25 protein-coding genes are annotated in these 22572 nt (G+C 34.8%); 7 read left to right on the top strand and 18 right to left on the bottom strand.

Annotated elements, in window-relative coordinates; genetic code table 11:
- Window positions 1-36: 36 nt before the first annotated feature.
- The 5 genes from BUE24_RS03005 to BUE24_RS02985 form a co-directional block, all read right to left on the bottom strand.
- On the bottom strand, window positions 37-1062 hold the full coding sequence (locus tag BUE24_RS03005; RefSeq protein ID WP_211483303.1) for an alpha/beta hydrolase: 1026 nt from the start codon (window positions 1060-1062) through the stop codon (window positions 37-39).
- Window position 1063: 1 nt separating this feature from the next.
- The gene (locus tag BUE24_RS03000; RefSeq protein WP_211483302.1) at window positions 1064-1606 is read right to left on the bottom strand and encodes a nuclear transport factor 2 family protein; all 543 of its coding nucleotides are present in this window, start codon (window positions 1604-1606) and stop codon (window positions 1064-1066) included.
- A complete protein-coding gene (locus tag BUE24_RS02995) occupies window positions 1590-2117 on the bottom strand; it encodes a nuclear transport factor 2 family protein (RefSeq protein ID WP_084549373.1) in 528 nt (175 codons plus the stop codon). Before BUE24_RS02995 ends, BUE24_RS03000 begins: the two co-directional genes overlap by 17 nt.
- A 79-nt stretch (window positions 2118-2196) precedes the next feature.
- On the bottom strand, window positions 2197-3111 hold the full coding sequence (locus tag BUE24_RS02990; RefSeq protein ID WP_073313746.1) for a helix-turn-helix domain-containing protein: 915 nt from the start codon (window positions 3109-3111) through the stop codon (window positions 2197-2199).
- A 50-nt stretch (window positions 3112-3161) separates the two neighbouring features.
- Window positions 3162-4196: a bestrophin family protein gene (locus tag BUE24_RS02985; protein ID WP_073313744.1), complete on the bottom strand. Its 1035-nt coding sequence runs from the start codon at window positions 4194-4196 to the stop codon at window positions 3162-3164.
- A 262-nt stretch (window positions 4197-4458) separates the two neighbouring features.
- On the opposite strand from BUE24_RS02985, the gene BUE24_RS02980 reads away from it, so the two are divergent.
- From BUE24_RS02980 to BUE24_RS02965, 4 genes are all read left to right on the top strand, one after another.
- On the top strand, window positions 4459-5247 hold the full coding sequence (locus tag BUE24_RS02980) for a hypothetical protein (protein WP_139241899.1): 789 nt from the start codon (window positions 4459-4461) through the stop codon (window positions 5245-5247).
- A 30-nt stretch (window positions 5248-5277) separates the two neighbouring features.
- Window positions 5278-7449 carry an NAD(P)-binding protein gene (locus BUE24_RS02975; protein ID WP_073313740.1) on the top strand — a complete coding sequence of 724 codons (2172 nt, stop codon included), beginning with the start codon at window positions 5278-5280 and terminating at the stop codon, window positions 7447-7449.
- A gap of 146 nt (window positions 7450-7595) precedes the next feature.
- Window positions 7596-7979 (top strand): BlaI/MecI/CopY family transcriptional regulator, encoded by a 384-nt coding sequence (locus tag BUE24_RS02970; RefSeq protein ID WP_073313739.1) that lies wholly within the window; start codon window positions 7596-7598, stop codon window positions 7977-7979.
- Window positions 7972-9285 carry a M23/M56 family metallopeptidase gene (locus BUE24_RS02965; protein WP_073313737.1) on the top strand — a complete coding sequence of 438 codons (1314 nt, stop codon included), beginning with the start codon at window positions 7972-7974 and terminating at the stop codon, window positions 9283-9285. Before BUE24_RS02970 ends, BUE24_RS02965 begins: the two co-directional genes overlap by 8 nt.
- A 98-nt stretch (window positions 9286-9383) precedes the next feature.
- Here BUE24_RS02965 and BUE24_RS02960 read toward each other — a convergent pair whose 3' ends face one another.
- From BUE24_RS02960 to BUE24_RS24345, 10 genes are all read right to left on the bottom strand, one after another.
- Window positions 9384-10154 carry a DUF6503 family protein gene (locus tag BUE24_RS02960; RefSeq protein ID WP_073313735.1) on the bottom strand — a complete coding sequence of 257 codons (771 nt, stop codon included), beginning with the start codon at window positions 10152-10154 and terminating at the stop codon, window positions 9384-9386.
- A 38-nt stretch (window positions 10155-10192) separates the two neighbouring features.
- Entirely contained in the window at window positions 10193-10744 is a 552-nt protein-coding gene (locus BUE24_RS02955; protein WP_073313733.1) for a thioredoxin family protein, read from the bottom strand.
- A gap of 81 nt (window positions 10745-10825) precedes the next feature.
- The gene (locus BUE24_RS02950; protein WP_073313731.1) at window positions 10826-11401 is read right to left on the bottom strand and encodes a carboxymuconolactone decarboxylase family protein; all 576 of its coding nucleotides are present in this window, start codon (window positions 11399-11401) and stop codon (window positions 10826-10828) included.
- 90 nt (window positions 11402-11491) lie between these two features.
- A complete protein-coding gene (locus tag BUE24_RS02945; protein ID WP_073313729.1) occupies window positions 11492-12091 on the bottom strand; it encodes a TetR/AcrR family transcriptional regulator in 600 nt (199 codons plus the stop codon).
- Between the two features lie 87 nt (window positions 12092-12178).
- Window positions 12179-12931, bottom strand: a complete 753-nt coding sequence (locus tag BUE24_RS02940) for a LytR/AlgR family response regulator transcription factor (RefSeq protein WP_073313727.1) — start codon at window positions 12929-12931, stop codon at window positions 12179-12181.
- 2 nt (window positions 12932-12933) lie between these two features.
- Window positions 12934-13995: a sensor histidine kinase gene (locus tag BUE24_RS02935; protein WP_073313725.1), complete on the bottom strand. Its 1062-nt coding sequence runs from the start codon at window positions 13993-13995 to the stop codon at window positions 12934-12936.
- 9 nt (window positions 13996-14004) lie between these two features.
- Window positions 14005-14805 carry a hypothetical protein gene (locus tag BUE24_RS02930; protein WP_073313723.1) on the bottom strand — a complete coding sequence of 267 codons (801 nt, stop codon included), beginning with the start codon at window positions 14803-14805 and terminating at the stop codon, window positions 14005-14007.
- Window positions 14792-15223: an ABA4-like family protein gene (locus tag BUE24_RS02925; protein WP_073313721.1), complete on the bottom strand. Its 432-nt coding sequence runs from the start codon at window positions 15221-15223 to the stop codon at window positions 14792-14794. The genes BUE24_RS02930 and BUE24_RS02925 overlap by 14 nt, the downstream gene beginning before the upstream one ends.
- A gap of 219 nt (window positions 15224-15442) precedes the next feature.
- Window positions 15443-15721, bottom strand: coding sequence for a DUF5694 domain-containing protein (locus BUE24_RS24350; protein ID WP_280174019.1), 279 nt, complete (start codon window positions 15719-15721; stop codon window positions 15443-15445).
- A 14-nt stretch (window positions 15722-15735) separates the two neighbouring features.
- On the bottom strand, window positions 15736-16245 hold the full coding sequence (locus tag BUE24_RS24345; RefSeq protein WP_073313717.1) for a DUF5694 domain-containing protein: 510 nt from the start codon (window positions 16243-16245) through the stop codon (window positions 15736-15738).
- Window positions 16246-16498: 253 nt separating this feature from the next.
- On the opposite strand from BUE24_RS24345, the gene BUE24_RS02910 reads away from it, so the two are divergent.
- Window positions 16499-17593: an AraC family transcriptional regulator gene (locus BUE24_RS02910; RefSeq protein WP_170864538.1), complete on the top strand. Its 1095-nt coding sequence runs from the start codon at window positions 16499-16501 to the stop codon at window positions 17591-17593.
- A gap of 496 nt (window positions 17594-18089) precedes the next feature.
- On the opposite strand, the gene BUE24_RS02905 is transcribed toward BUE24_RS02910, so the two are convergent.
- The gene (locus BUE24_RS02905) at window positions 18090-18317 is read right to left on the bottom strand and encodes a hypothetical protein (RefSeq protein WP_073313713.1); all 228 of its coding nucleotides are present in this window, start codon (window positions 18315-18317) and stop codon (window positions 18090-18092) included.
- Window positions 18318-18337: 20 nt separating this feature from the next.
- A complete protein-coding gene (locus BUE24_RS02900; RefSeq protein ID WP_170864537.1) occupies window positions 18338-19117 on the bottom strand; it encodes a prohibitin family protein in 780 nt (259 codons plus the stop codon).
- Window positions 19118-19529: 412 nt separating this feature from the next.
- Between BUE24_RS02900 and BUE24_RS02895 the strand changes: the two genes are divergently transcribed.
- Both BUE24_RS02895 and BUE24_RS02890 read left to right on the top strand, forming a co-directional pair.
- Window positions 19530-20357 carry a DUF3298 and DUF4163 domain-containing protein gene (locus tag BUE24_RS02895; protein ID WP_170864536.1) on the top strand — a complete coding sequence of 276 codons (828 nt, stop codon included), beginning with the start codon at window positions 19530-19532 and terminating at the stop codon, window positions 20355-20357.
- A gap of 81 nt (window positions 20358-20438) precedes the next feature.
- Window positions 20439-21305 (top strand): YitT family protein, encoded by an 867-nt coding sequence (locus tag BUE24_RS02890; protein WP_073313693.1) that lies wholly within the window; start codon window positions 20439-20441, stop codon window positions 21303-21305.
- Here the strand turns inward: BUE24_RS02890 and BUE24_RS02885 are convergent.
- Complete coding sequence (locus BUE24_RS02885) at window positions 21298-22566, bottom strand: NAD(P)/FAD-dependent oxidoreductase (protein WP_342039413.1); 1269 nt, start codon at window positions 22564-22566, stop codon at window positions 21298-21300. The genes BUE24_RS02890 and BUE24_RS02885 overlap by 8 nt on opposite strands.
- Window positions 22567-22572: the final 6 nt, after the last annotated feature.

The following is a 22572-nucleotide window of genomic DNA, read 5'->3' as shown; positions in this document are numbered from 1 at the left end:
ATGTTTCCGCTTTTATATACAAGTACCCTAGTTATTCTAGAGATTCTTATGAAAAAAATCACTGGTTTTATTTACAGCGAGATGTACCTCTTTTTCTTGATCATAAAACGCAAACTGATGCATTGGGGACGCTAAATCTGTATCTACCCATACTAACTCCTTGTTTTTAGAAGGCACAGCTTCAAAATACTTTTTGGTATAATCGGGCAATACACAACCATCACTATGCACCATAAATAGCGGTTTATCTAGTTTTGCTGCTGAAGGAAATGGATCCAAAGTTAACCAATCTTCCCAGGTAGCTACTGCAAATTGATCTGCACTCCACTCAGGAATTGCTCCGCGTTCCGGATTAAGGTAGTAATCAAACTCTCCATACATAGCAGCACCTGGATCTGTTGTAGAAATGGCTTTGATATAGGTAAACTCTCCTGTTTCTGCATATTTCTTTTTTGCATCTTGTGCCAATTGAATTTTAGCCTGTACTCCTTCTTCTCCTCCATAAAACAGTTTTACGGCTTCGGCATCGTGTAACCAGGACGCTGTAGTAGCCACAGCCTTTATGTTCTCATCTTCTGCTGCCGCCATAAGGGTATACATAGAGCCGGCACATACTCCAAAAGCACCAATTTTGTTGGCATCTACTTCTGGTAAGGTTTTCAAATATGTAATGGCATTATGAATATCCTGAATCTTCATCTCGGGATTTTCCCAGGATCTTGGCACTCCTTCGCTCTCTCCATAATTTCTAAAATCGAATGCTAAAGTGATAAAACCAGCCTCAGCAAAACGTTTTGCATACAAACCTGCCATTTGTTCTTTTACGGTTGTCCAACTTCCTGAACATACAATGGTTGGGTATTGTTTTCCTTCTTCATAATTAGGTGGGTAAAATAAGTTCCCAACTATAGCTAAACCTTCACTTTTGAATTGTATCTTTTTCATATCTTTTTGTTTTATGGTTGTTTTGGTCTCTTCTTTTTGTATAACTTTTGTTTCTTGTTTACATCCCAGTATCACCACCGAGATTACCGTTAAAAGGATTATTCTTTTTTTCATCATACTACTTGATTTTATCTAGCAACCCAAAACCTCGGGCAGCCACGATAGGGTTAAAAATCTCTACATACTCCTCTATTTTACCTTCATCATTAAACTTGAAGGTTGAATAATATTGATTACTGTATACACCTGCATCATTCTTCAATTGGATGTTACCTGTGTATTTTACAAATACCATTTTTGGATTTTCCATCGCATAGATTTCATCGATAGGGAAAGTCATACCTGCAAAATTTGGAAAAACGGGAGTCCAATACGCTCTAATTTCTTCTTTACCATTAGCCCCCGTTGGGAATAAACCAGAGTGATATGGATTGATTTGTTTCCCTTGATCTGCAAAAAGGGCTACCAATGCTTCTACATTTTCGTTTTCCAAAGCAGTAAAGAATGCTTTTACTGAAGCCTTGTTTAGGATTGCAATTTCTTTGGTCATAGCTAGATGTTTTGTAATGGATTTAACTTCATTTTGACTTTCCTGATTGTTACAAGACCAGAGTATTGCCAATAGTAACAAAGGGATTATTGATTTACTTGTTCTTTGCATTTTCAATAGCTTTTTGGATAAGTTTGGTGTTCCCGTTTTGGTACTTGTAATTAAACTTCATAGTGGTAATTTTCCAGGTATCCTGGATCTTTTCCAAATCAAAATCATAACTTCCTACTACAGTCCAGATGTTTCCATCTTCATCTTCCAGATAATGAGTGGCGGTTCCATAACAAAAGGCATGGGCTGTATTATCATTAATTGTAATGATAAAGTTTCCAATTTGATGATGAATATGTGTAAAACCGGGTAAAACTGTTTTCCAACCTGTAGTGATTTCATTAGGAGACATCGTTACAGCGTCCGCTCCTGTCATAGATGAATAATCCAAAAGAACCTGGTTATTAAATTGTGCTTCTACTCCGCTCCAATCTTTCTGATCTGTACGTACAAATACTTTGGTAATGGTAGTTGTAATGTTTTGTTGATCGTTCATAACTATACTTGATTTTTCTTGAGATTGACCAGCAAAAGCATAACAAGTCAATATCATAATTAATACCTTTTTCATATCATTTTGTTTTGATGATACAAAGGTGCTGGAGATTCCCTTGGAAAGATTTATAGAATCAAATCAAGAAGTATAAAAATCAAAGAGCTTGACTTTTTCTGAATGTATTTGGAGTTTGATCCGTCAGTTTCTTAAAAAAACTACTGAAGTTATTAGGAGAATCAAAGTAAAGGGAATAGGCAATTTCTTTGACACTCATTTGTGTTTGCAATAAACGTGATTTGGCCAATTGTAGGATGTGCTGATTGATATGTTGTTTGGCTGTATGACCCGTGATACTTTTTACGGTAGCATTTAGGTGATTGGGGTGGATAGCCAACAAATCTGCATAAAAACTGGTAGAATGCGTTTTTTTGGTTCCTAAACTAGTTTCGTAAAAACTGGTTTCGATTAAGGTCTGAAATCTGGATAGCAAATGAACATCTGCCTTTCTAAATGCCCTGGCAGCATCTTCTTTGGTTACCTGTTGCGTAAAGAAACGTTTTACAAAACTGAGCAGAACCAGCACCTGTGTTTCTATGATTTGTGAAGAATCCTGTTGTAAATGCTGTTGCTCTTCGTAAATAGCTTCGTAAATAGCTAATAACTTTGAAACTTCGTCGGGTTGAACTTCAAAGGGTATTGATTTATCTATTTTTAAAAAAGGAAAATCTGCTAGTAGTTCCTGTAAGTGCTTGGATTTGGTAATAAACTCTTTAGAAAACATGAGATAATACCCTTTCCAGTCCGGTACAATGTCCCAGGAGATGATTTGAAATGGAGAATTAAAAAATACCGTTGCTCCTTCAGGAAAATTGATATGATGTCCTGATATTGCCTTGCCAGAACCTTCTACTTTTATAGCAATAGCATAGAACTCATGTTTAAAAGGCTCTATTTTGGCGATAACAGTAGGCATGTTTTCTTCAAAACTTCTAATATCAAAATACGATTGCTTTGGCGGCGAAATTTGTATCGCCTTACAATAAGAAGAGATCGTTTTGAAGTGCTGCATGATTCAAAAGTACCGTTCCTTGCTCAAGTGACATAATCTTTGAGATATTTTTACATCAAAATTCCATTCTTGGCCTCAATACCAGGGGGTAAATCGGTCTCGCCCAGCATTTCTCTTAAATCAATTTCGATGGTACGGCATAAGGATAGCATAGGAATGTCATTAGCCATCCCTTGAAAAGGATTTTCGGAGTAATCTCCGGTTACCTCCATCATTACATATACCCATCCCAAAAGTACAGTGATCGGAATAGATAAACCGATTCCCCACTCTCCTATTTTATCTAACTCAGGCATCATGCTAAACGGAAGTAGAATCACAAAAATAGCCACAAAATACCAGCTCATATTTGCATACTGACGAGGTAAAGGAAACTTTTTGATACGTTCATTTTTACCCTGTAAAGTATAAAAGCTTTTCAAAATATTGGCCATTTCCATATGTCTGAAATCCTCAATATACCCTTGTTCTCGTAATGTTTGTAAATCTCTGGATTGTTCATTGATGATTTGCGTGGCTGTATTATTGTAATCCACTAACCGATCGTGTTCCTCTTCTGGCAAAAATTGCTTCAATTCACTACGAGTAACTTCATCATCGACCAGTCCAATCCCAAATTTCTTTTGGTATTTTCTAGCTGTCCTAGCTGTAAAACCTCCCTGACTAATATGCTCCCAGGGAGTAGCTACCAATAGTTGGCTTCTATGCGCATATAACCACCCGATATGTCGATATATAAGACGTTGTTTGATCTTATGAATCTCTTCTTTTGTAAGTTGGTTATCTGTAAAAAAATTGGATATAAAACCGTCAACCATCATCCCCCAGGTACGACTATCATTTACAATACCTCCCCATATCTTTCTTGCTTCCCACATACGATCATAGGCCTGATTGTTTTTAAAACCTACATAAAAGGCAACTGCAGTACCTATTACAGATACCGGTAGCCAGGGAATGCTAAATGTAATAATCTCATAATAATATAAGGCAGCAATCGAGCCCATAAATAGGGTTAACCAAATAATGTGGTGTGCTGTCCACTTCAATAATTTAAATACACTAATTCCTTTGGTAACGATCATATTTTTGTACAGTTGTGGTTATATTTTCAGCTCTAATATAAGCTAATTTGCACTTCTTTGATTTTCTAAATATTTCAAGTGCAAAAATACTATATCCTCAATCACAGCGTATTACTTTTACGGATACGCGAATTAGTAAAAAAATAATCCAAAAAACATGCTTATTCATTAGTAAAGCGTGTAACTTTAAAGAAGAATTCAAGAAAAAAGGGTCGATTGGAATACAACGTATAGATCTTTAATGATAATTATAAATCATCGTATGAATTCTTTATCACTACTCAAAAAACAAGTAGATGAACGTTGTCAAAAAGTAGAAAATTGTCCCGAAGGGAGACTGAGCTTACGAAAAGCTTTTTATGAAAAATATGGATTTTCCAAACTCGCTAAGTATGGATATGGTCAATCTGAAATTAATTTTATCGAGTGGGAAATCAAACGAGGTGTCCTCAATACGATAGATGATGCTAATAGGCAAGGTAGCATCTGGTGGCGTAATATGAATATGCAACTTATCTATGATAGTGAGTTTGCCCGTGTCCTCACAGAATCAAAGGCTTACCGATCTCCTTGTTGTAATTCTGTAAAAAAATGGCTCAATTACATACAACACCCTAGCCCGCAAACCTGGTATCAAGCCCATAATGGAAGCGTAATAGCTGCCTGTATAAAATTCAGTAAAGAAGTAGCAATCGAATCTGTTTATGAAAAGAAATTCATCAAAGATGTATTGATACGTGTACTCTTTGCACAGGCAATGGTTGAAGGTAAGGAGTTCGCTTTTGGTAAAATGGGTAAATTATTAGCAAATCCAATTTTTCCTGCGGTCAAAATTATTACAGGTAGACCAAAATTGTATCCCAAAAACTATCCTTTGGAACAGGAAACTCAGGCAAAAGCAAACGGTTTTTTTATTGAGAGTTATTTAAAAAACATGGTGCATAAATATGTATTGGATAAAAACGAGAAAGAACTCTTTCAATTTGCCTCAGAGGCCATTGGTCATGAAGAGATAGAAAAAATTTACCAGCTAATCAATCACATTAATTAATCGTCAATAAACGTTTTATTTCAACGTATTATGAAAAAGAAAATAAGGATTTTAGGAGGAGGTATTGCAGGATTAACCACTGCTTTCGAATTGACACGGGAAGAAAACTGGAAAGACAAATATGATATTACCATTTATCAAATGGGTTGGCGATGTGGCGGAAAGGCAGCAACCGGTGTTGGCAAACATGGACGTATTGAAGAAGTAGGAGTCCATATCTTTCAGGGTTGGTATCACAATGCTTTTCGGATGGTTAAAGAAGTTTATGAAGAGATTCAGGAATACAATTTAGCGCCAGATAGCCCTTACACTTCCTGGAAAGATGCTTTTATTCCTAATCCCTATACCTTCAATACCGAATATAATCCTCAAAATGAGTCCTGGGATAATTGGACCATGGTTTTCCCTAATAATGAGTATACTCCAGGCACAACGACCGAAACTGATTTCTTAACCTTACTGGTTGAAGGACTTGGGATTTTACTACAGACCTTATTGGGTTCTCCATTTCAGGAAAAAAAGAATGGAAAGAAAAAACTACGGTACCAACTATTACAGAAACTGTTCTTTAGTACTTCCATATCAAAAGAAGATACTACAGATGACAATAAAAAGAGTAATCGGTTCATGCATCGTTTTTTTGGGAAAGTCATTCAAATTCTGGAAGGTATCATCACCAAAATGGTAAGTTACAAGAAACGAAAACCTTCCTCGGTATCTGTTAGTTTATTAGTGGGCATGTTTCGTTCAATAAAGAAATATGTGCAACGAGCATCAAAACGTTGTGAAGGTAAAAGAAAGCGTTTACGACGGGTTTTGATGATGATAGAATTGAGTATGGTTTGTATTGAAGGAATATATGGTGATGTATATGATCCCAAAACAAAATTGTATACCTGGGATGCAATCAATGAATATGATTTTAGAGAATGGTTGACAAGACACGGAGCATCAAAAGATTTGCTGGAGTTCTCTATGGTACGTTTTATTTATTATGGAACCTTTGGTAATGTTTATGGCGGTAATGGAACGGTAGATCAAGGGAAAATAGGTGCCGATATCGGTATTAAAATGATTACTAGAATTCAAAGCTACAAAGGATGTTTTGTGTGGTATCTTGCCGCTGGAACTGGTGGTACATTTTTGGCTCCATTGGCACTAGTATTACAACACCGGGGAGTGCGATTTGAATATTTCCATCAGGTAAGAGATATTGCTTATTCTGAAAACGAAAACATTCAAAAAATAAAAATCGATGTACAGGTAGATTTAAAGGAGGGCATTGGTCAATACAATCCTTTTGTGATTCAAAAAGGAGTACACCAATGGACAGCTACTCCAGATTTTGAACAGATCGATCCTATACAAGCGGAACAAATAAAGAAACAGCATATCAATTTAGAATCCAGCACCCATAACTGGAAACCCGTAGTGACCAAAACCTTATCCCTAGGTGTAGATTTTGATATTGCTATCTTGGCGACTTCTATACAACCCATCAAGTACATAGCAAAAGATATTGTTGCCAAAAAAGAGCGATGGAATAAAATGGTTACAAACATTGCCACTACTCCTACGCTTAATGTTCAGTTTTGGTTGAATCAAAACGATACAGAATTAGGGTTTGATCACGGACAATGGGGAATGGAAAAAGGACAATATGCGAATACCGTGATCTACGAAGATTATTTATATAGTTGGACATCGATGTCCTATCTCGACAAGATGGAAAATTGGAAAGATCACGCACCTAAACAAATTTCATATTGGTGTGGTGTATGGCCAGAAAACTTTTCAAAATCATCAAAAACAGAAACTCTGGAAGAATTAAAAACCCATGCTAATGAATGGATGGACAAACATATGGAATGGTTCTGGCCTAATGCTGTACAAGAGGGTTCTTTTAATTTTGATCTGCTTTGTTCTGATGCCAAAACACCACAACAAAAGTTTGAAGATCAGTTTTTTCAGGTTAATGTTGATCCCGATAAACAATATGTATTAGGGCGTCCAGGTACTAATAAATATCGAATCAAGACTGATGAAACCGAATATGATAATCTCTTCTTTGCTGGAGATTGGACAGACTTCGGATTAAATGTTGGATACATGGAAGGAACCGTACAATCCGGGATTTTATGTGCCAACAGTATCAAAAAACGATACTATCGGGATATGTTCACACCCAGAAATATCTTATAGTAGTAATCATTTTTTATATACCTCTACTCTTTTGGCATACTCTATTTGAAGATATAATCGTTACTATAAAAATAGTTTAATTACTATAATTATAGTTTTACGACTATAAATATAGTTATATTGAAAAATAATTCTATATTTGTCCCATGAATGAATTAACAAAAGCCGAAGAACAGGTGATGAAATACGTATGGAAACTTGAAAAAGTATTCCTAAAAGATATTGTAGATCAGTTTCCTGAACCAAAACCCGCATATACGACTATATCCACTGTAGTAAGAGTTTTAGTAAAAAAAGGATTCCTAAAATTTGACACTTATGGTAAGATAAGACAGTACTACCCCGCTATTTCCAAGGAGGTGTATTTCAGAAAGCATATGAAAGGATTGGTTGGTAATTTTTTTAGTGGATCTGCTAGTAAGTTTACCTCTTTTTTTGCTTCGGATGAGGATCTTAACCTTACTGAATTAGAAAAGATGAAAAAAATGATAGAGGAAAAAATAGAACAACTAAAGGATAAGAATGAATAGTTTGATTTTATATATATTACAAGTAACCGCAGTCTTTTCTGTACTGTACATATGCTATCTTCTTACCTTAAGAAAACTGACTTTTTATGCATTGAATCGGGCTATACTATTAGGGATGATTCCTATCTCCTTTCTGTTACCGTTGATCAACGATGCAGTTCCTTCTTTTACAAATTCATTAATTGAAATTCCTGTCTTTGAAGAGGTACATCACTACATGCCTCAGGATGTTACCGTTATCGAACCTTCTCCAACAACACAATCCGTCAATTATATGTTGATCGTAGGTTTCTTATACGGTTTAGGACTTCTAGCGTGTTTGCTAAGAGTATATATAAGTATACGAAAGTTAGTGGTACTAAAAAGGACATCCATGAAGCAGCAAAAAACTGGATATGAACTAGTAGTGGGAAATGTATCCCAGGTATTTTCTTTTTTTAATACAATTTACCTACCCAAAAATAGTTGTGACCCCTTGATTATTGCTCATGAAAAAGCTCATATCCATTTTAGACATTCTGTTGACTTGATCTTTCTTGAATTGTTTATTGCGATATTTTGGTTTAATCCTTTATCCTATTTGTTTAGAAAGTCTTTAAAAGCCATTCATGAATATCAGGCCGACGAAAAGGTAATTCATCAACAAGGGAAACCATCTGAGTATCTGGAGCTATTGTTGCGTACAATTGACATTTCGAATCCAAATCACACTTATAATTATTTCAAACATCCAATCTTAAAACAACGAATAGATATGATTACAAAAACCAAATCAAGCCCTTTTACTAAACTAAAATATGTTTTCTTAGTACTGGTATGTGTATTTTTAGTTTCCGCATTTTCGAAACCTATTGTAAACGAAGTGCCTATTACCAAAACAATAGCTGTAGAATTAAATGATAACACTCCTCCTTCCCTATTTCCAGTACAAAATGGGACTGAAAAGGACATTACCTCCCACTATGGTCATAAACGAAATAATCTCAAAATTGGTGAAGGCATCATTCATAGAGGGATAGACATAAGAGGTAGTATTGGAACACCTGTTTTGGCTACTGCAGATGGAGTGGTCGCCAAAGCATCATTAGAGGGTAATTGGGGAAATTTAATTGTCATCCAACACGCAAATGGGTATGAAACCTGGTATGCACATCTTGACGGCTTTAATACCGAAGAAAAACAAACCGTTAAAAAAGGTGATGTGATTGGGTATTTAGGAAATACCGGAAAATCCACTGGCCCCCATTTGCATTATGAAGTACGACATGAAGGAAAATACCTGGATCCAATAGATTACTTGAAATAGCAGTCGTTATCTTTGAAATGACTACAAATAAAAAAATCAAAAGCCTTGTTTAGACTTTTGATTTTTTTTTGGTTTTGTCTTTAGTTGGTTTTAAAAAATTAGGGTTTTTCAAAAAGGGATTTCTCCACATCAACACCAAATTGAATATTGGTCCAATTTGTAATATAGTGCGCTTTTCCTTTTACGTTACCATCCCAATCTGCTTCAATATATTTTCTTTTTGTCGGTATTTTGATTCCATCGATGGTTTCGTAATCAAAAGTCATCAAATACGGATCTGAGATACCAAACCCAACCACAGTAAATAAGAACTGATCAATTAACTTTGTTTCTTTATTTACATATATGATGTAGGTGTCTTGAGCATCTCCCACCTGATCACCAAAAGTAATTTTAATTCGCTTGTAGTCTTTACCGTTTACCTTTTGATCACTTAATAACTCATGATTTACTCCATTATCCGCCAATTTAAAGAACATGGCGAACCAATAGTAATTCGTTTTTCTTAAAAATCGGGCTACACCATTAGCTTGTTGATCATCAGATACTTTTCCATCAAAAGTTACCCATGCGTCTGTTCCATTATATCCTTCTACTACTTTACCGTTTGCTCCTGTAAGACTGTGTGTTGTATAGGTGGCGTAAGAACGTTCGCCATCAAACATATACGTTTCTTTTCCTACCAAGGTAATTGCATTTTCTCCTTTTGGAGCACGATATTCGTAGTCGTAGGATACAGTTCCTTTGTTGTAGAAGTTTTGGGCTCCGCCAATAGCCTCTACAGATTGCGCAATAATTTCTTTTGCGCTTTGTGCAGTAGCTAATGTTGAAGCTACTACAAATACTAGTGTTACAATTATTCTTTTCATCGTTTTAATAGTTTTGATTATGATTGTTATCCGTTATTTTATTTCCATTTAATGCTACATCCCATACTGGGTTTCTGGTCCAATACGATTTCGGTATGGTTTACTAGTGAGGTTAGTGCACTCGCTAATTCGTTACCTGTGGCTTTTCCCATTCCTGGGCGGGTTTCGTCAAATCGCCCTCTATATGCAAGGTATAAATCTCCATCAAACACGAAGAAATCGGGTGTGCATTCTGCCTGATACGCTTTTGCTACATCTTGCGTTTCATCATATAAATAAGGAAATGAATACCCCTCTTTTACTGCCACCTGTTTCATAATTTCTGGGCCGTCTTGTGGATAATATTGTACATCATTACTGCTAATTGCTATAAACTGCACTCCTTTGGCTTGAAATTCGTTAGCTATTTCTACCAATTTGTCATTGATATGATGTACAAAGGGACAATGATTGCATATAAATACTACCACTGTAGCGATATCTGATTTTATGTCTGACAAGGAAATTGTTTTCCCTGATACGGTGTCTGGTAATGTAAATGATGGGGCTTTTGTGCCCAACTCCATCATATTTGATTGTACTAATGCCATTTTTTTTGGATATTATGAGGGTAAGAATAACTTGTATGAAATTAGACATCCCACAAGTTATTCTTACACCCTTTGTTGTTACTATACCATTAATTTTTCCCAGGCATTTGGTTCAAATGCTGAATCTACCTTGGTTTGTGCTACGTAATTGATGTAATTGGTCATTACTTTTAAGCTCACAATGGTAATTACTTCTAATACATTTTCTTGCGTAAAGCCAGCTTCAAGAAACGCATTGATATCTTCTTGAGAAACACGACCTCTACTGATCGTAGTAGCTTTTACATATTGACTAAGAGCTTCTAGCCGTGCATCTGGAATTGGAGTTCCAGTACGCAAGGCATCCAAAATGGATTGATCAATCTTATGCATCTGACCAATAGAAGTATGGGCTGCCATACAATAGTGACAGTTGTTCTCATAACTGGCCGCCAAATATGCTACTTGTTGTTCTTTGGCACTAAGAGTACTGTTTGCTCCAAGATTGGCGCTTCCCTCCCAATAGTTTTTTAACAAAGCCGGATGATTAGCCATGGTTCCTAATAAGTTGGGAACAAAACCGTAGGCTTTCTTTGCTTGCTCTAGCACCTCTTTAGAAGTTTCAGGTGCGTTTTCAATAGTCTTTACATCGTAGTTTAAATTTTCAATTGTTGTCATTTGTATACGTTTTTATTTATGTTATTTAATTTCGAAGATCAAAAAATAATAGACCGTTCGTTTATTTTTGAGATAAAAAAAATAGCAAACCTAATTTGCCGTAATTTTATCCTTATTCTTTATTAATGTCATATTAATATTCAAAAAGTGATTTAGCGGTTCCCTACTTCGTTCTACCTTCATTCTACCTAAAGCACCGTTAAAGCTATCGAAAAGATAATTGGCCAAATCCAAAGCTTCTATATGTTTAATAATCTCTCCTTCCTCCTGTCCTTTTGCAATAAAACCTGCTAATCCCCTGCTCCATCTCTCATACACCGCAGATATTGTATCGGAAACTGGATCTATGGTTCCGGCTACTTCTGTACTTAAATTTCCTAATAAACAACCTACTTTAAAGTCCTTTTCTGTATACCAGTCAATATGAATATTGAAGTGATTTCTGATTCGATCATAATAGGATAAGGATTCGTCTGATAAGTTTTTTTCAAAGTCTTTACCTATGATCTCTTCAAAATGCAAAATGGCCTTTACCACAAAATCCTCTTTACTTTCAAAAGAATGATAGAACGAACCCTTTGGCATATCACATGCTTTAAGAATATCTCGTATTCCCGTATTGTGATACCCATTGAGGCGAAATAGCTCTATCCCCTTCTCTAAAATATTATTGATATCGTGTTTTGCCATGATTAGACCGTTCGTTTACTTTGCAAATGTATAATAATAGACCGATCGTTTCAAAGTGAATTTCGTTAAACTTTTATTAAAGTGATTTTATCGATTCATCCAGTCCTTAAAATGCTGAGTACGTTGTCTGCTTACCACAAACTCCTGTTCCTCAGCTTTGGTAACGGTAAGTTTTACACGATGATTAAAATAAGGATCTATCCGCTCTATAGCATTTTTGACCACTAATTGCCCTCGATTAATCTTAAAAAACATTTCTGGATCCAAGGTTTCATACAATTGGTCAATGGTTTCGTCTACAATGTATTGTTTCGTAGCAGTTACTCCAAAGGTGATGCTGTTTTCAGAATAAAAAAACAATACATCTTTTATTTTGAGTTGTACAAAACTTTTACCGTCTTTAACCAATATTCCTTCCCTACCACTACCTTGTTGCATATTTTGCAACAATTGGTGTACTATAGATGGATCGATAGTGTTTGAAGTATTTGAACTCGTGAACTTATCTAATGCCTGAGTGAGGTCATTTTTCTGAATTGGTTTAAGTAAATAATCGATACTGTTAACCTTAAAAGCTTGAATCGCATACTGATCAAAAGCGGTGGTAAAAATAATCGGTGCTTCTACCCTTACCTGTTGAAATATTTCAAAACTCAAGCCATCTGCCAATTGTATATCCATAAATACTAAATCTGGGATGATTTGTTTTTGAAACCACAACACAGCTTCTTCTACACTATCAATAACCTCTAGCAACTGATATTGAAAATTGCATGCTTGCAATAATGACTGCAATTGCCTTGCCGCTCTAGGTTCATCTTCAATGATTAGTATTTGCATGATTACTTTTTTTGTTCTGCAGAAGATAGTAATGGTAAACTTACTTTAAATTTTCCATTTGATTGATCTACAGTCAGGGATTGTTCAGAAATAAGCCCATATCTTTTTTCGATGTTTTTTAGCCCTAATTTGGTAGATGCTATCTTTGTAGATCTTGTTTGGATAGTATTGGACACCACTAAATGATTATGATCAGCTGCAACAATAATTTCTAGGGGTTTTGCTTTGGATATTACATTGTGTTTGATAGCATTTTCTAATAATAATTGCAAACTCATCGGTATAATCATAGTATTTTTTACAGTATGGGGCACATCCCAATGCACTTGCAAATTAGTGCCAAAACGTTCTTTTTGAATATGAATATACGCCTCTGCAAATTTTAACTCATCATGTAGTGTAACCAGATTAACCGATCCCGATTCTAAAATAAAGCGATAGATATCCGCCAGTTTATCCACAAAGTCTTTTGCTTCTTCTTTAGAATTTTGGTCGATGATATCGCGTAGCGTATTCAAACTATTAAATAAGAAATGTGGCTGTGCTTGATTTCTTAGTGTATCCAGTTGTGCTTGCACTGCAATCTGTTTGGCTTGCTCTTCTTCACGAATCGATTTTTTAAGTCGAATCAAAAAATAAACTGCCTCGTAGATAGCCATGGTCATAGTACTAATCAAAATTACCGGTAAGATAATTTTTGATCTCCCCATTGGGTTATAATGCACTCCAAATATCCAAGAGAGTAGAATTCCTCCCAGAGTGTCCAATACAATTACTGTAGTTACAATACCTAAGAAAAAGATAAGAATGCGTTTCAAATTATCTTTTAACGAAGGATATGTTTTTCTTAAAAAGATCAACAGCTTACGCATGATAATCCAGTCAAAAGTAGAGAAAAACAAGGATACTCCCCAGTTAATGATCGCCTGCGGTAATGGGTATCTACTAAACGAATTACTAAACAAATAATCCGTAATAAAGCTAAGTACGAAAATACCGATAATCATAAACCAACGATCATCAAAACCTAGAATTTCTATGCGCTCTTTTTTGGTATTGGGCATTATTGATATCTATAATTTAAGTAATGGAATAGCCTGTGATGCCTGATAAAAAGTAAACCCTATCCAACTGGCATACAATACTCCAAAAACAAGTACCGCCAGAAATTGTTTATTGAGACGTAATTTCTTTTTGGAAGCCACCCATACTGCGAATAACGGAATTATTTGTATACCATGCAATCCGAAGAAATGTGCTACACGAAGATCACCTCCCACTGTACTCCAATTTACTAGTGGTAAGCCTGCTCCTCCATCAGGCACTCCCACATTATGAGACAATTGCCCAATCATCTGCCCTCCTACCCAACTACCAGCAATCACCACAATCCATCCCATCAAGATAGCCCATTGTACGGGTCTTTCTACCTTCATTTTTAAACGTAACGTATCGATGACATACATAAACATAATCAGTACGTTTATGGCAATTAGTATTCCCATGGCAGCAAATAATAATCCATCAAGTAAAGAGCTTTGGTTGTAATGAGATTGCACTCCTCTAGCGGCTTGCATCACGATAATACCGATTTCTATGGCCAATGTCCAGGAAACGATATTATTAATGATATTTTTTCTTCTGGTTGAATATGGGTACAGTGTATTCAGATAACCAACGGTGAATATATAGATCCCTCCAGAGAGACAGAACTTCAAGGGTTTGATCCATATGTTGACTCCAATAAGGGTACGATCATCAACAATAAGTCCTATAACACATCCCATAGCCAGAATTAGATGTAACATGACAATACCGTACAAAATAGGGCTGCTTGCCATTACTTCTCGTAATATATTCTTAAACCTGTTCATTTTTTTGATTTTTGATTGATTTGATGATAGTAAAAAGTAAGAAGCCTACAGGGCCTAACATAAATGTGGCAAATAGACATGGTGCCATAAGTACAGGATGAATTTTCAGTTTACGATTTTGATTGATCATCCACATTCCGATTAATAGATCAAAAGCTAAATAGTGGACCCAACCAGCAATCACTGCGTTTTTTACGGTAAAAAGCTGCATTACTGATCCTAGACTCCCAAAATCTAACCCACCCCCACCTTGGATAGAAAGAAAGATGTAGATAACATAAACTACTGAGAGCAGCAAAGGAATTACTTTGTAGTCAACTAAAAATCGGGTTGCCCTCCAGTTAGGTAAAATGATCATTATGATCCACATGGGCATAGCCATCATATTGGCGATTGAAAACATTTGTTCTGGACTCATACTATTCTGATTTGATTACACTTAGGTTATTTTATAGTTTCAAATCTAGATAGGGTATGAGAAAAAAGAAATGAAATTCTGTTCAATCGTCGTAAAACGACTTTGAACCATCAGAATAATAATTAACGGTATAAAATTCAGAAAGCAACCAACACTTAAGTCAGTATCTCTTTCTACAATTTCAAAAAGGACAACACCTATTCGTACTGTCTTTATCTTTTATTTAATGAAGAGTAAAGGATCTACAATTTGAAGCTCTGGTGTGTTTTTCATTAATTGCTCCAACACCCATTTGTGATTAGAGCCCACAAAAAGGATTACTTTGTCTCCTGGATCTGATTGTCGAAGCACGTGCATCATCATTCGAATATTTCTTTGATACCATCGTCCTAACCAATCTGCACCAATCCAATTGTGATCCACTCCTACTCTAATTTCTATGGCATGCATTCTTGCAATATCATACTGAGCGGCTTCTGCACTATTTAGTGATTTAATATCATTGTATAGCCCTAGAGAATTTCGTACACTATCATATAGGTGTATACTTCCGAGATTTGCTGATGATGCTTTTTATTGAATTGGGTATCTACAGAATCTGCATATTTGGCGAAAGAACTAAAACTAAAATCTTCTAGGGACCCTATAAAATCAGGTTTGTTATCAAAAAGATAAATAGCATTGTGCTGTAATCTTTTTGCCATTTTGAATCCTAATTGATAAATCTCATTTCTCAGAGAGTCAATAGACTCTTCTGATGTTAAGTATTCCTGATATCTTGCATTATAAACAGAATCATAAAGAGGAGACTTTTCTATGAATACCTTTGTGGCACCAAACTTTTCTAAGCCAGTTAGTAACTGATCTATTTCAAGTTGATTTTTTTCAGACAATTCATCATAATTCGTTTCCTGATCAAAATGAAAAGTGCCAATGATCAATACCTCTATTTGATCTTTAAAATGTAATGCTTTGTACACAGAGTTTTCTTTTTCAATGGTTTCAGTTTTTGTGCAACTCATGAGACATAATACGATTATAAAGCAATACAGGGTATTCATCATCTTGATAAAGGATCTCATCATATTGGTCATACGTTAATTTTTGATTGGCACCAAAGTAGCCCATTTTTTATTGGGCATCTGTTCAAAAAGGTCCCAAAACTAATAATGGGACAACTTTTGAATGCGATTAATGGTGAGTTATGGCTGCATGGATCTTACTATTGTATTTTATATATTTAAGAACGGTTCTAGTAATAAATATCACAGCTATATGGAGTTATTTTTTGATGGAATGTTGTGCTTTTTAGGCATTCAATTGATAGGTGTTTCTATGTTACACTTTTACGAGAGATCAAATCAGAACACCATTTATCTGGCAAGTATTTGTGCAATTTTTGGCCTTTGGTATTGCTACTTCGTATTTCATCAAACATGGAGGCAACATTTCTTACTGGGAATTTTGTTAGGACCAGATAAGATGCTTTTTATTCCGGCTCTTCTATTGTTTTATTTTAAAAGCATAACTGAAGATTTGAAGACAAATTACATCGTCAAGCACTTGACTATCCCTTCAATTGTCTATCTAGCTTCATTGGTGATACGACATTTTTTTCCAGAATACTGGCCGTCATTCGACAAACAACAAGTCCCCATATTTTTCATTGCTGGGATTGCTATTTTCTGGTATTACTTCTTTTTAACCCGGAAAGCATTAAAACTTAACCTCAAATCATATCTTCAACCAAAGGTCTATAGGCGTTTTCTGTTTTTATTCTATTCGTTATACTCTTTTATGTTGCTTACACCAGCATTTGACATGTTGAAATCTTTCTGGGATGCACTCTATACTACCAATGATTCAACAACAACCTTATATGCATTGATTCTGGAGTACGCAGAAGATATCGTGTATTTACATTTCTTTTTTATTACCTACGTTTTTTCTTTGTATGCACTTACCGAACTGAACTTTATTCGCAGGTTATTGTTTCCTAATGACCCTTTGTTAAGTGAAAACTTATTAATGAACACAGAAGAAATAAGCAACTTACTTAATCACAAGCTGATCGCTCAAAAACTATATCAAGACCCTACTATTAATGCGGTTTCTTTTGCTAAACGTTTTAACCTTCAGAAAAAAGATATTGTAGATTATTTAAGAGTAACAAAAAAAGGTTCTTTTATTGAGTATATCAATCGGTTAAGAATAGAAGAATTTAAAAGGTTGTTAAAAGATGAAAAACATAAAAATTATGATCTGGTGGGATTGGCCTTAGAATGTGGGTTTACTTCCAAGTCTACCTTTTTTAGGGTTTTTAAAAAACAAGAAGGGATAACTCCCAATGAGTTTAAGAAACAGCTTTGACTAAAAAGCGTAGCATAGTATAAAAAGCCCAGATGTTTGTTTTACATCCAGGCCTTTTATTCTTAGCAGTAATTTATCATTTTATTTACTCATCACATATCTACATGCTGAAGGTAAATTAATTATAAGATCTCTCAACTTCTGAATATCTACAATCAGAATTCCAAAAAATAGCTTTCTCATATCCTAATTTTTTAACTGTTAAACCATCAATTTTAAACACCTTTGATTTGTTTATTTTAGATTAGGAGCATGTACTTAAATATAGCAATAATCCTCCTTTTTCCCTATGGTTTTAACAGCTTTTAACGATGCTATCAGTACATTTTTGGCATACAAACTTTACTTTGGTCAACAAAGAGAAAAGACTATTTACCGGGGGGATAAATAGTCTTTTCATTGCATCTAAATCAATAAACAAATCACTCTCTAATTATATTTACGCTTGTATAGGGTTTTCTTTGTAAGCTTTGACTTATACTTTGTCATTGTAATTTCAAATAATCCCAGGGGCGAGACCTTTTAATCTTTTATCTATTTTTTTCTTCTTTATAGTCACTAGTTTCATGATATCCATTAATTTGGGGTCCTTTGTTTTTTTGTAAATCTCATTGATTTTGAGTACCAATGATTTTGCTTCTCGTGAAGCTAAAACTCTATCACTGGTTGTCATCCTAGCCATACTTCTTTTTTCAAATTCTATTGCTTTTTGTAATAATATCATGATCGTAGTTTTTATGTATATTAATCTTCTGTATCAATAAGAAATGGTGTTTTCCCATCGGTAAGTATAATTTTACTGTTTGGGGATTCGGAAAGCTTATTAAAAGCTTCTATACTTCGTATTTTGATGATTTCCTGAGTTAGTCCTTCAGATAATATTTTCTGGGCATCTCTTTCTCCCTTTGCATTTATAATCTTTCTATCCGCTTCTAACTTGGCTTGTTCGATTACAAATTTCATACGCATGGCATCCTGTTCTGCCTGCAGTTTGCGTTCTATAGATCTCGCTAATCCCGAAGGCAATTGAATACTCTTCATCAATACGGCAATGAGCTCAATTCCATCTGCTTGTTTTTCCAGATTTCCTTTCATTTTAGCTTTGATTTCTTCCTCTATAGTAGCTCTCATTCCTGAGTGCATATCTTTGGCATAAAACTTTGCGCAAACATCCGAGGATGCTGATCTAAAGACACTAGTAATGATAGATTCGTAATCTTGTCCCAAATTTTCTAATACACTCGGAATTTTGTGCTGCTCTAATCGATATAGAATAGAAATCTCTGAATTGACGCTCAATCCTTCTTTACTGGGGAGACTCAAAATCAACTTAATGTTGTTCGTCTGTGTAGATTCTTTGATTACTTTGCTAGTAAAAGGATTATAAAATACTGTACCCTGGGTAGCTACTTTATCAGAAAACTTCCCAAGAGTTTGCTTTACTCCTGCTTCACCCGGGCGAATCACTGCACAATTAGTACATATTAATAAGGATATTGATAACAACAAAAAACATCTATTCATCTTCATGATTTCTATGTGAGTTTTAGAATTATACTCTAAAGTTAGGAAACAAAACGCATAAGTTTTCATTTATATTTATTATGATTAATATAATCTTTATTTATGAATAATGAATTTTATGATTGATTTAACATGTTGAAAAACAATGGTGTAAGATGTTTTTTAAAAGTATTACTATCGAAACCTTCTTCCCCACTGGCGTGAGCGAAAATAACGAAGTAAAAATGTCCATTTTAAGAATATGAATGGCCTACGGATTTAACAAAGTCTTGGCTTATATATAAAATATGTTTATGTTTTAAATTAAAAATATAAATAAAAATATATGGTAAAGAATGTAGAATTTTGCACCAGAAAAATGGGTCATTTGCATGAGGAAATGATCAAAAAGATAAGCCTAAAACCTATACATATGAGAAATAAATCCAACTTACTCGTTACTTTATTAATTTCAGTCGTTTTTACCCTTGGATCTTGTAAAAAAGAGAAATCTGCACTCCTGGCGGATCATCTTTTGGAAATCAAAGAAAAGAAGCAATTAGAAGCCAAAGCAACGACTACACTTGTCAACAGTACCGTTAACTCTGATAACAAAGTTTTAGAAAACAAGGTAACCACAAAGTCCTTTTACAAAAACGAAGATAATTATGTTATCGATTACCGATATCCAGTTTTGGATACGAAACAAAACCCATCCTATAAAGTTTTTAATGATTTTATTACTGATCAATACTTGGATTACAAGCTTTCGGTAAAAGATATCATTAATAAACAAAAACTTTCTTGCCAGATTGGATACGATAACACAGAACGATTTAAACGCTTGGTTGATTATAAAGTATATGCCAACAATCCCAAAGTACTAAGCGTACTTTTGTATAAAGCAAATCACTATACCAAAGAGAATCAATATTCTTACTTATTCAAAACACTCAATTTTGATCCTATAAAGGGAGCTTTTATATCTTTTGAATCCATGTTTCGCCCTGGTGCAGAAAAAGAGGTTTTTAAACTGGTTAGTAAAGCCCTGAAAGAAAAGATAGAAAATGATGATAATTACCAACAATGTCAAGAATTGAAGTATGATACTTTTTTAACGTATAAAGATAATTTCGTTATTGATAAGAATACCATTAAGTTTTACTTCGATGATTGTGTAATTTGTCCGGTATATTCGGGAAATTATTTTGTCGAAATTTCTCGATCCTCCACTTTGGATATTCTCAATACAGATTTTTAGTTTGAATTCTAGTCTACACCCTGAAGACAGGTTCAAGCATAAAAGTTTGAACCTGTTTTTTTCATCTTTAAACCATCACTTATGTTTAAATCATTAATATCTGAGTATATACAAATTTTTATAGGGATCTTACTCGCTAGTATTGGATTAAAAGCGTTTCTTCTCCCCAATGGCTTTTTAGATGGTGGAGTTACTGGTATCGCGATTCTCATTAACTCTAATTTTGATATCAACATTTCCTGGGTATTGATTGCCTTAAGTGTTCCCTTTTTGGTTTTGGCATTTTTCTCTATATCAAAAACTATGGTGATAAAATCCATCATAGCTATTGTTACTCTGGCTATTATGATAGAATTTGAAACCTTTGAAACCATTACTGATGATAAACTTCTGATCTCCATATTTGGAGGGTTATTTCTTGGATTGGGTATAGGAATAACGGTAAAAAATGGAGCAGTTCTAGATGGAACCGAAATTTTAGCCATTTACATTAACAATAGGTTTGGGATCAGTATCGGAAGAGTGATTCTACTCTTCAATTTTGTGCTGTTTTCTATTACTGCAATTATAGCTTCAAAAGAAGTGGCCATGTATTCGATTTTGACCTTTCTGGTAACTGCAAAGATTACGGACCTTACCATAGAAGGTTTTGAGGATTTTATAGGTGTAATGATCGTATCTAGTAAGAGTACTATGATCAAACAAGAAATTGTAGAGCAAATAGGAGCTGGTATGACCATCTATAAAGGAGTCAATGGATTTGGAAATAGTGGAAAAATTGAGGATTTTGAAGTCATCCACACAGTAATCAACCGTATGGAAATCAGTAAAATCAATCGGCTCATTAATCATATTGACCCCAATGCATTTATTATGGAATATGATGTAAATCGAATCAAAGGCGGTATTTTAAAACGATACCTGGGCCCCAAAACAGATACTAATTAAATTCTGAAGTAAACTCTTCTACGATCAAACCTTTTTCTAGAGTATCGATGATTCCCATAGCTGCTCTTTCGCCTGCAATCATTGCTGCATTCAGAGATCCATTGAGTTGCTGATCTCCTGCCAAAAAGACTCTTGAGTTTAGTTTGGTTTCAGAAGGTAGCATCTCGTATTGTACATTACTTAAGTCAGGCAGTGCCTGTTTAATTTGATACCTTTTCAAGAAACGGGTTGTTTCTATATTACAAAACTTCTTCAATTCCGTTTTTACCTGGGTAATCAATTCTTCTTTCTGGAGATGATGATCTTTTACTACGGTTACCGACAGTACTGATTTGCTATCGGTATTACTTTGATAATGAATATTATTAATTAAACTCTCTGTATCTGCAATTAATCCAATTAACGGTTTATGGATTGCTTTGTTATCAGTTTCAAAATATAAGGTATCACAACTCTTCCATACTGTATTTTGGTTTCTGAGATTTTTTACAATAGGGCTAGGATCCGTAGCGATAATGGTAAAATGACTTTCTAAGTCATCACCATCCGTCAAATAAATTTTACCTTCTTCTACTTGTTTTACAAAAGTATTGTACATAAAAGAAGTTGCTCTTAATTGTACTACAAGCTGCTTTGCGATATCCTCTATTCCATTTTTAGGAATTGCAGCATTTCCTTCTCCAAACATCTTATAGATGAACTTAAACATTCTGGACGATGTTTGTAAATTCGGCTCTAAAAAGATTCCACTAAAAAAAGGTCTAAAAAATTGCTCAATCATTGTCTTAGAGAATCCAAATTCTACTAAAAAATTATAGGTGGATTGTTCTTCTTCTTCAAACAAATCACTGATAGCCGTTCTCTTTAATATCCGATTTAGTCGTAATACCTTCAGTTTATCTGAAAAGGTACCCACAGTAGAAGTTATCGTGGGTAAAAGTAGCGAGATATCCCTTCCAGGATCTCCGATAATCGTAGTTTTTCCGTTATTAAAAATTTGTGCACCTGGTAGAAAGGATTCCAAGCTTAAACTATCAATATTTAAATATTTTTGAACTGCGGGGTATGCAGTAAGCAACACCTGGAAACCATGATCTAATCGATGTTGCCCGACTTGATCCGTTTTTACCCTACCTCCTGCCCTGTCTGAAGCTTCAATAATGACAGGGTGATACCCATGATTTTCTAAAACTTTTGCAGCAATAAGACCGCTAATGCCAGCACCAACAATATGTATTTTGTAATTCTCTTTGTCCATCATAGCATA

It is taken from the genome of Aquimarina spongiae, assembly GCF_900141785.1.
Taxonomy (GTDB): domain Bacteria; phylum Bacteroidota; class Bacteroidia; order Flavobacteriales; family Flavobacteriaceae; genus Aquimarina; species Aquimarina spongiae.
The sequence above is the reverse complement of the archived record's forward strand: the minus strand, read 5'-3'. Positions and strand labels throughout refer to the sequence as shown.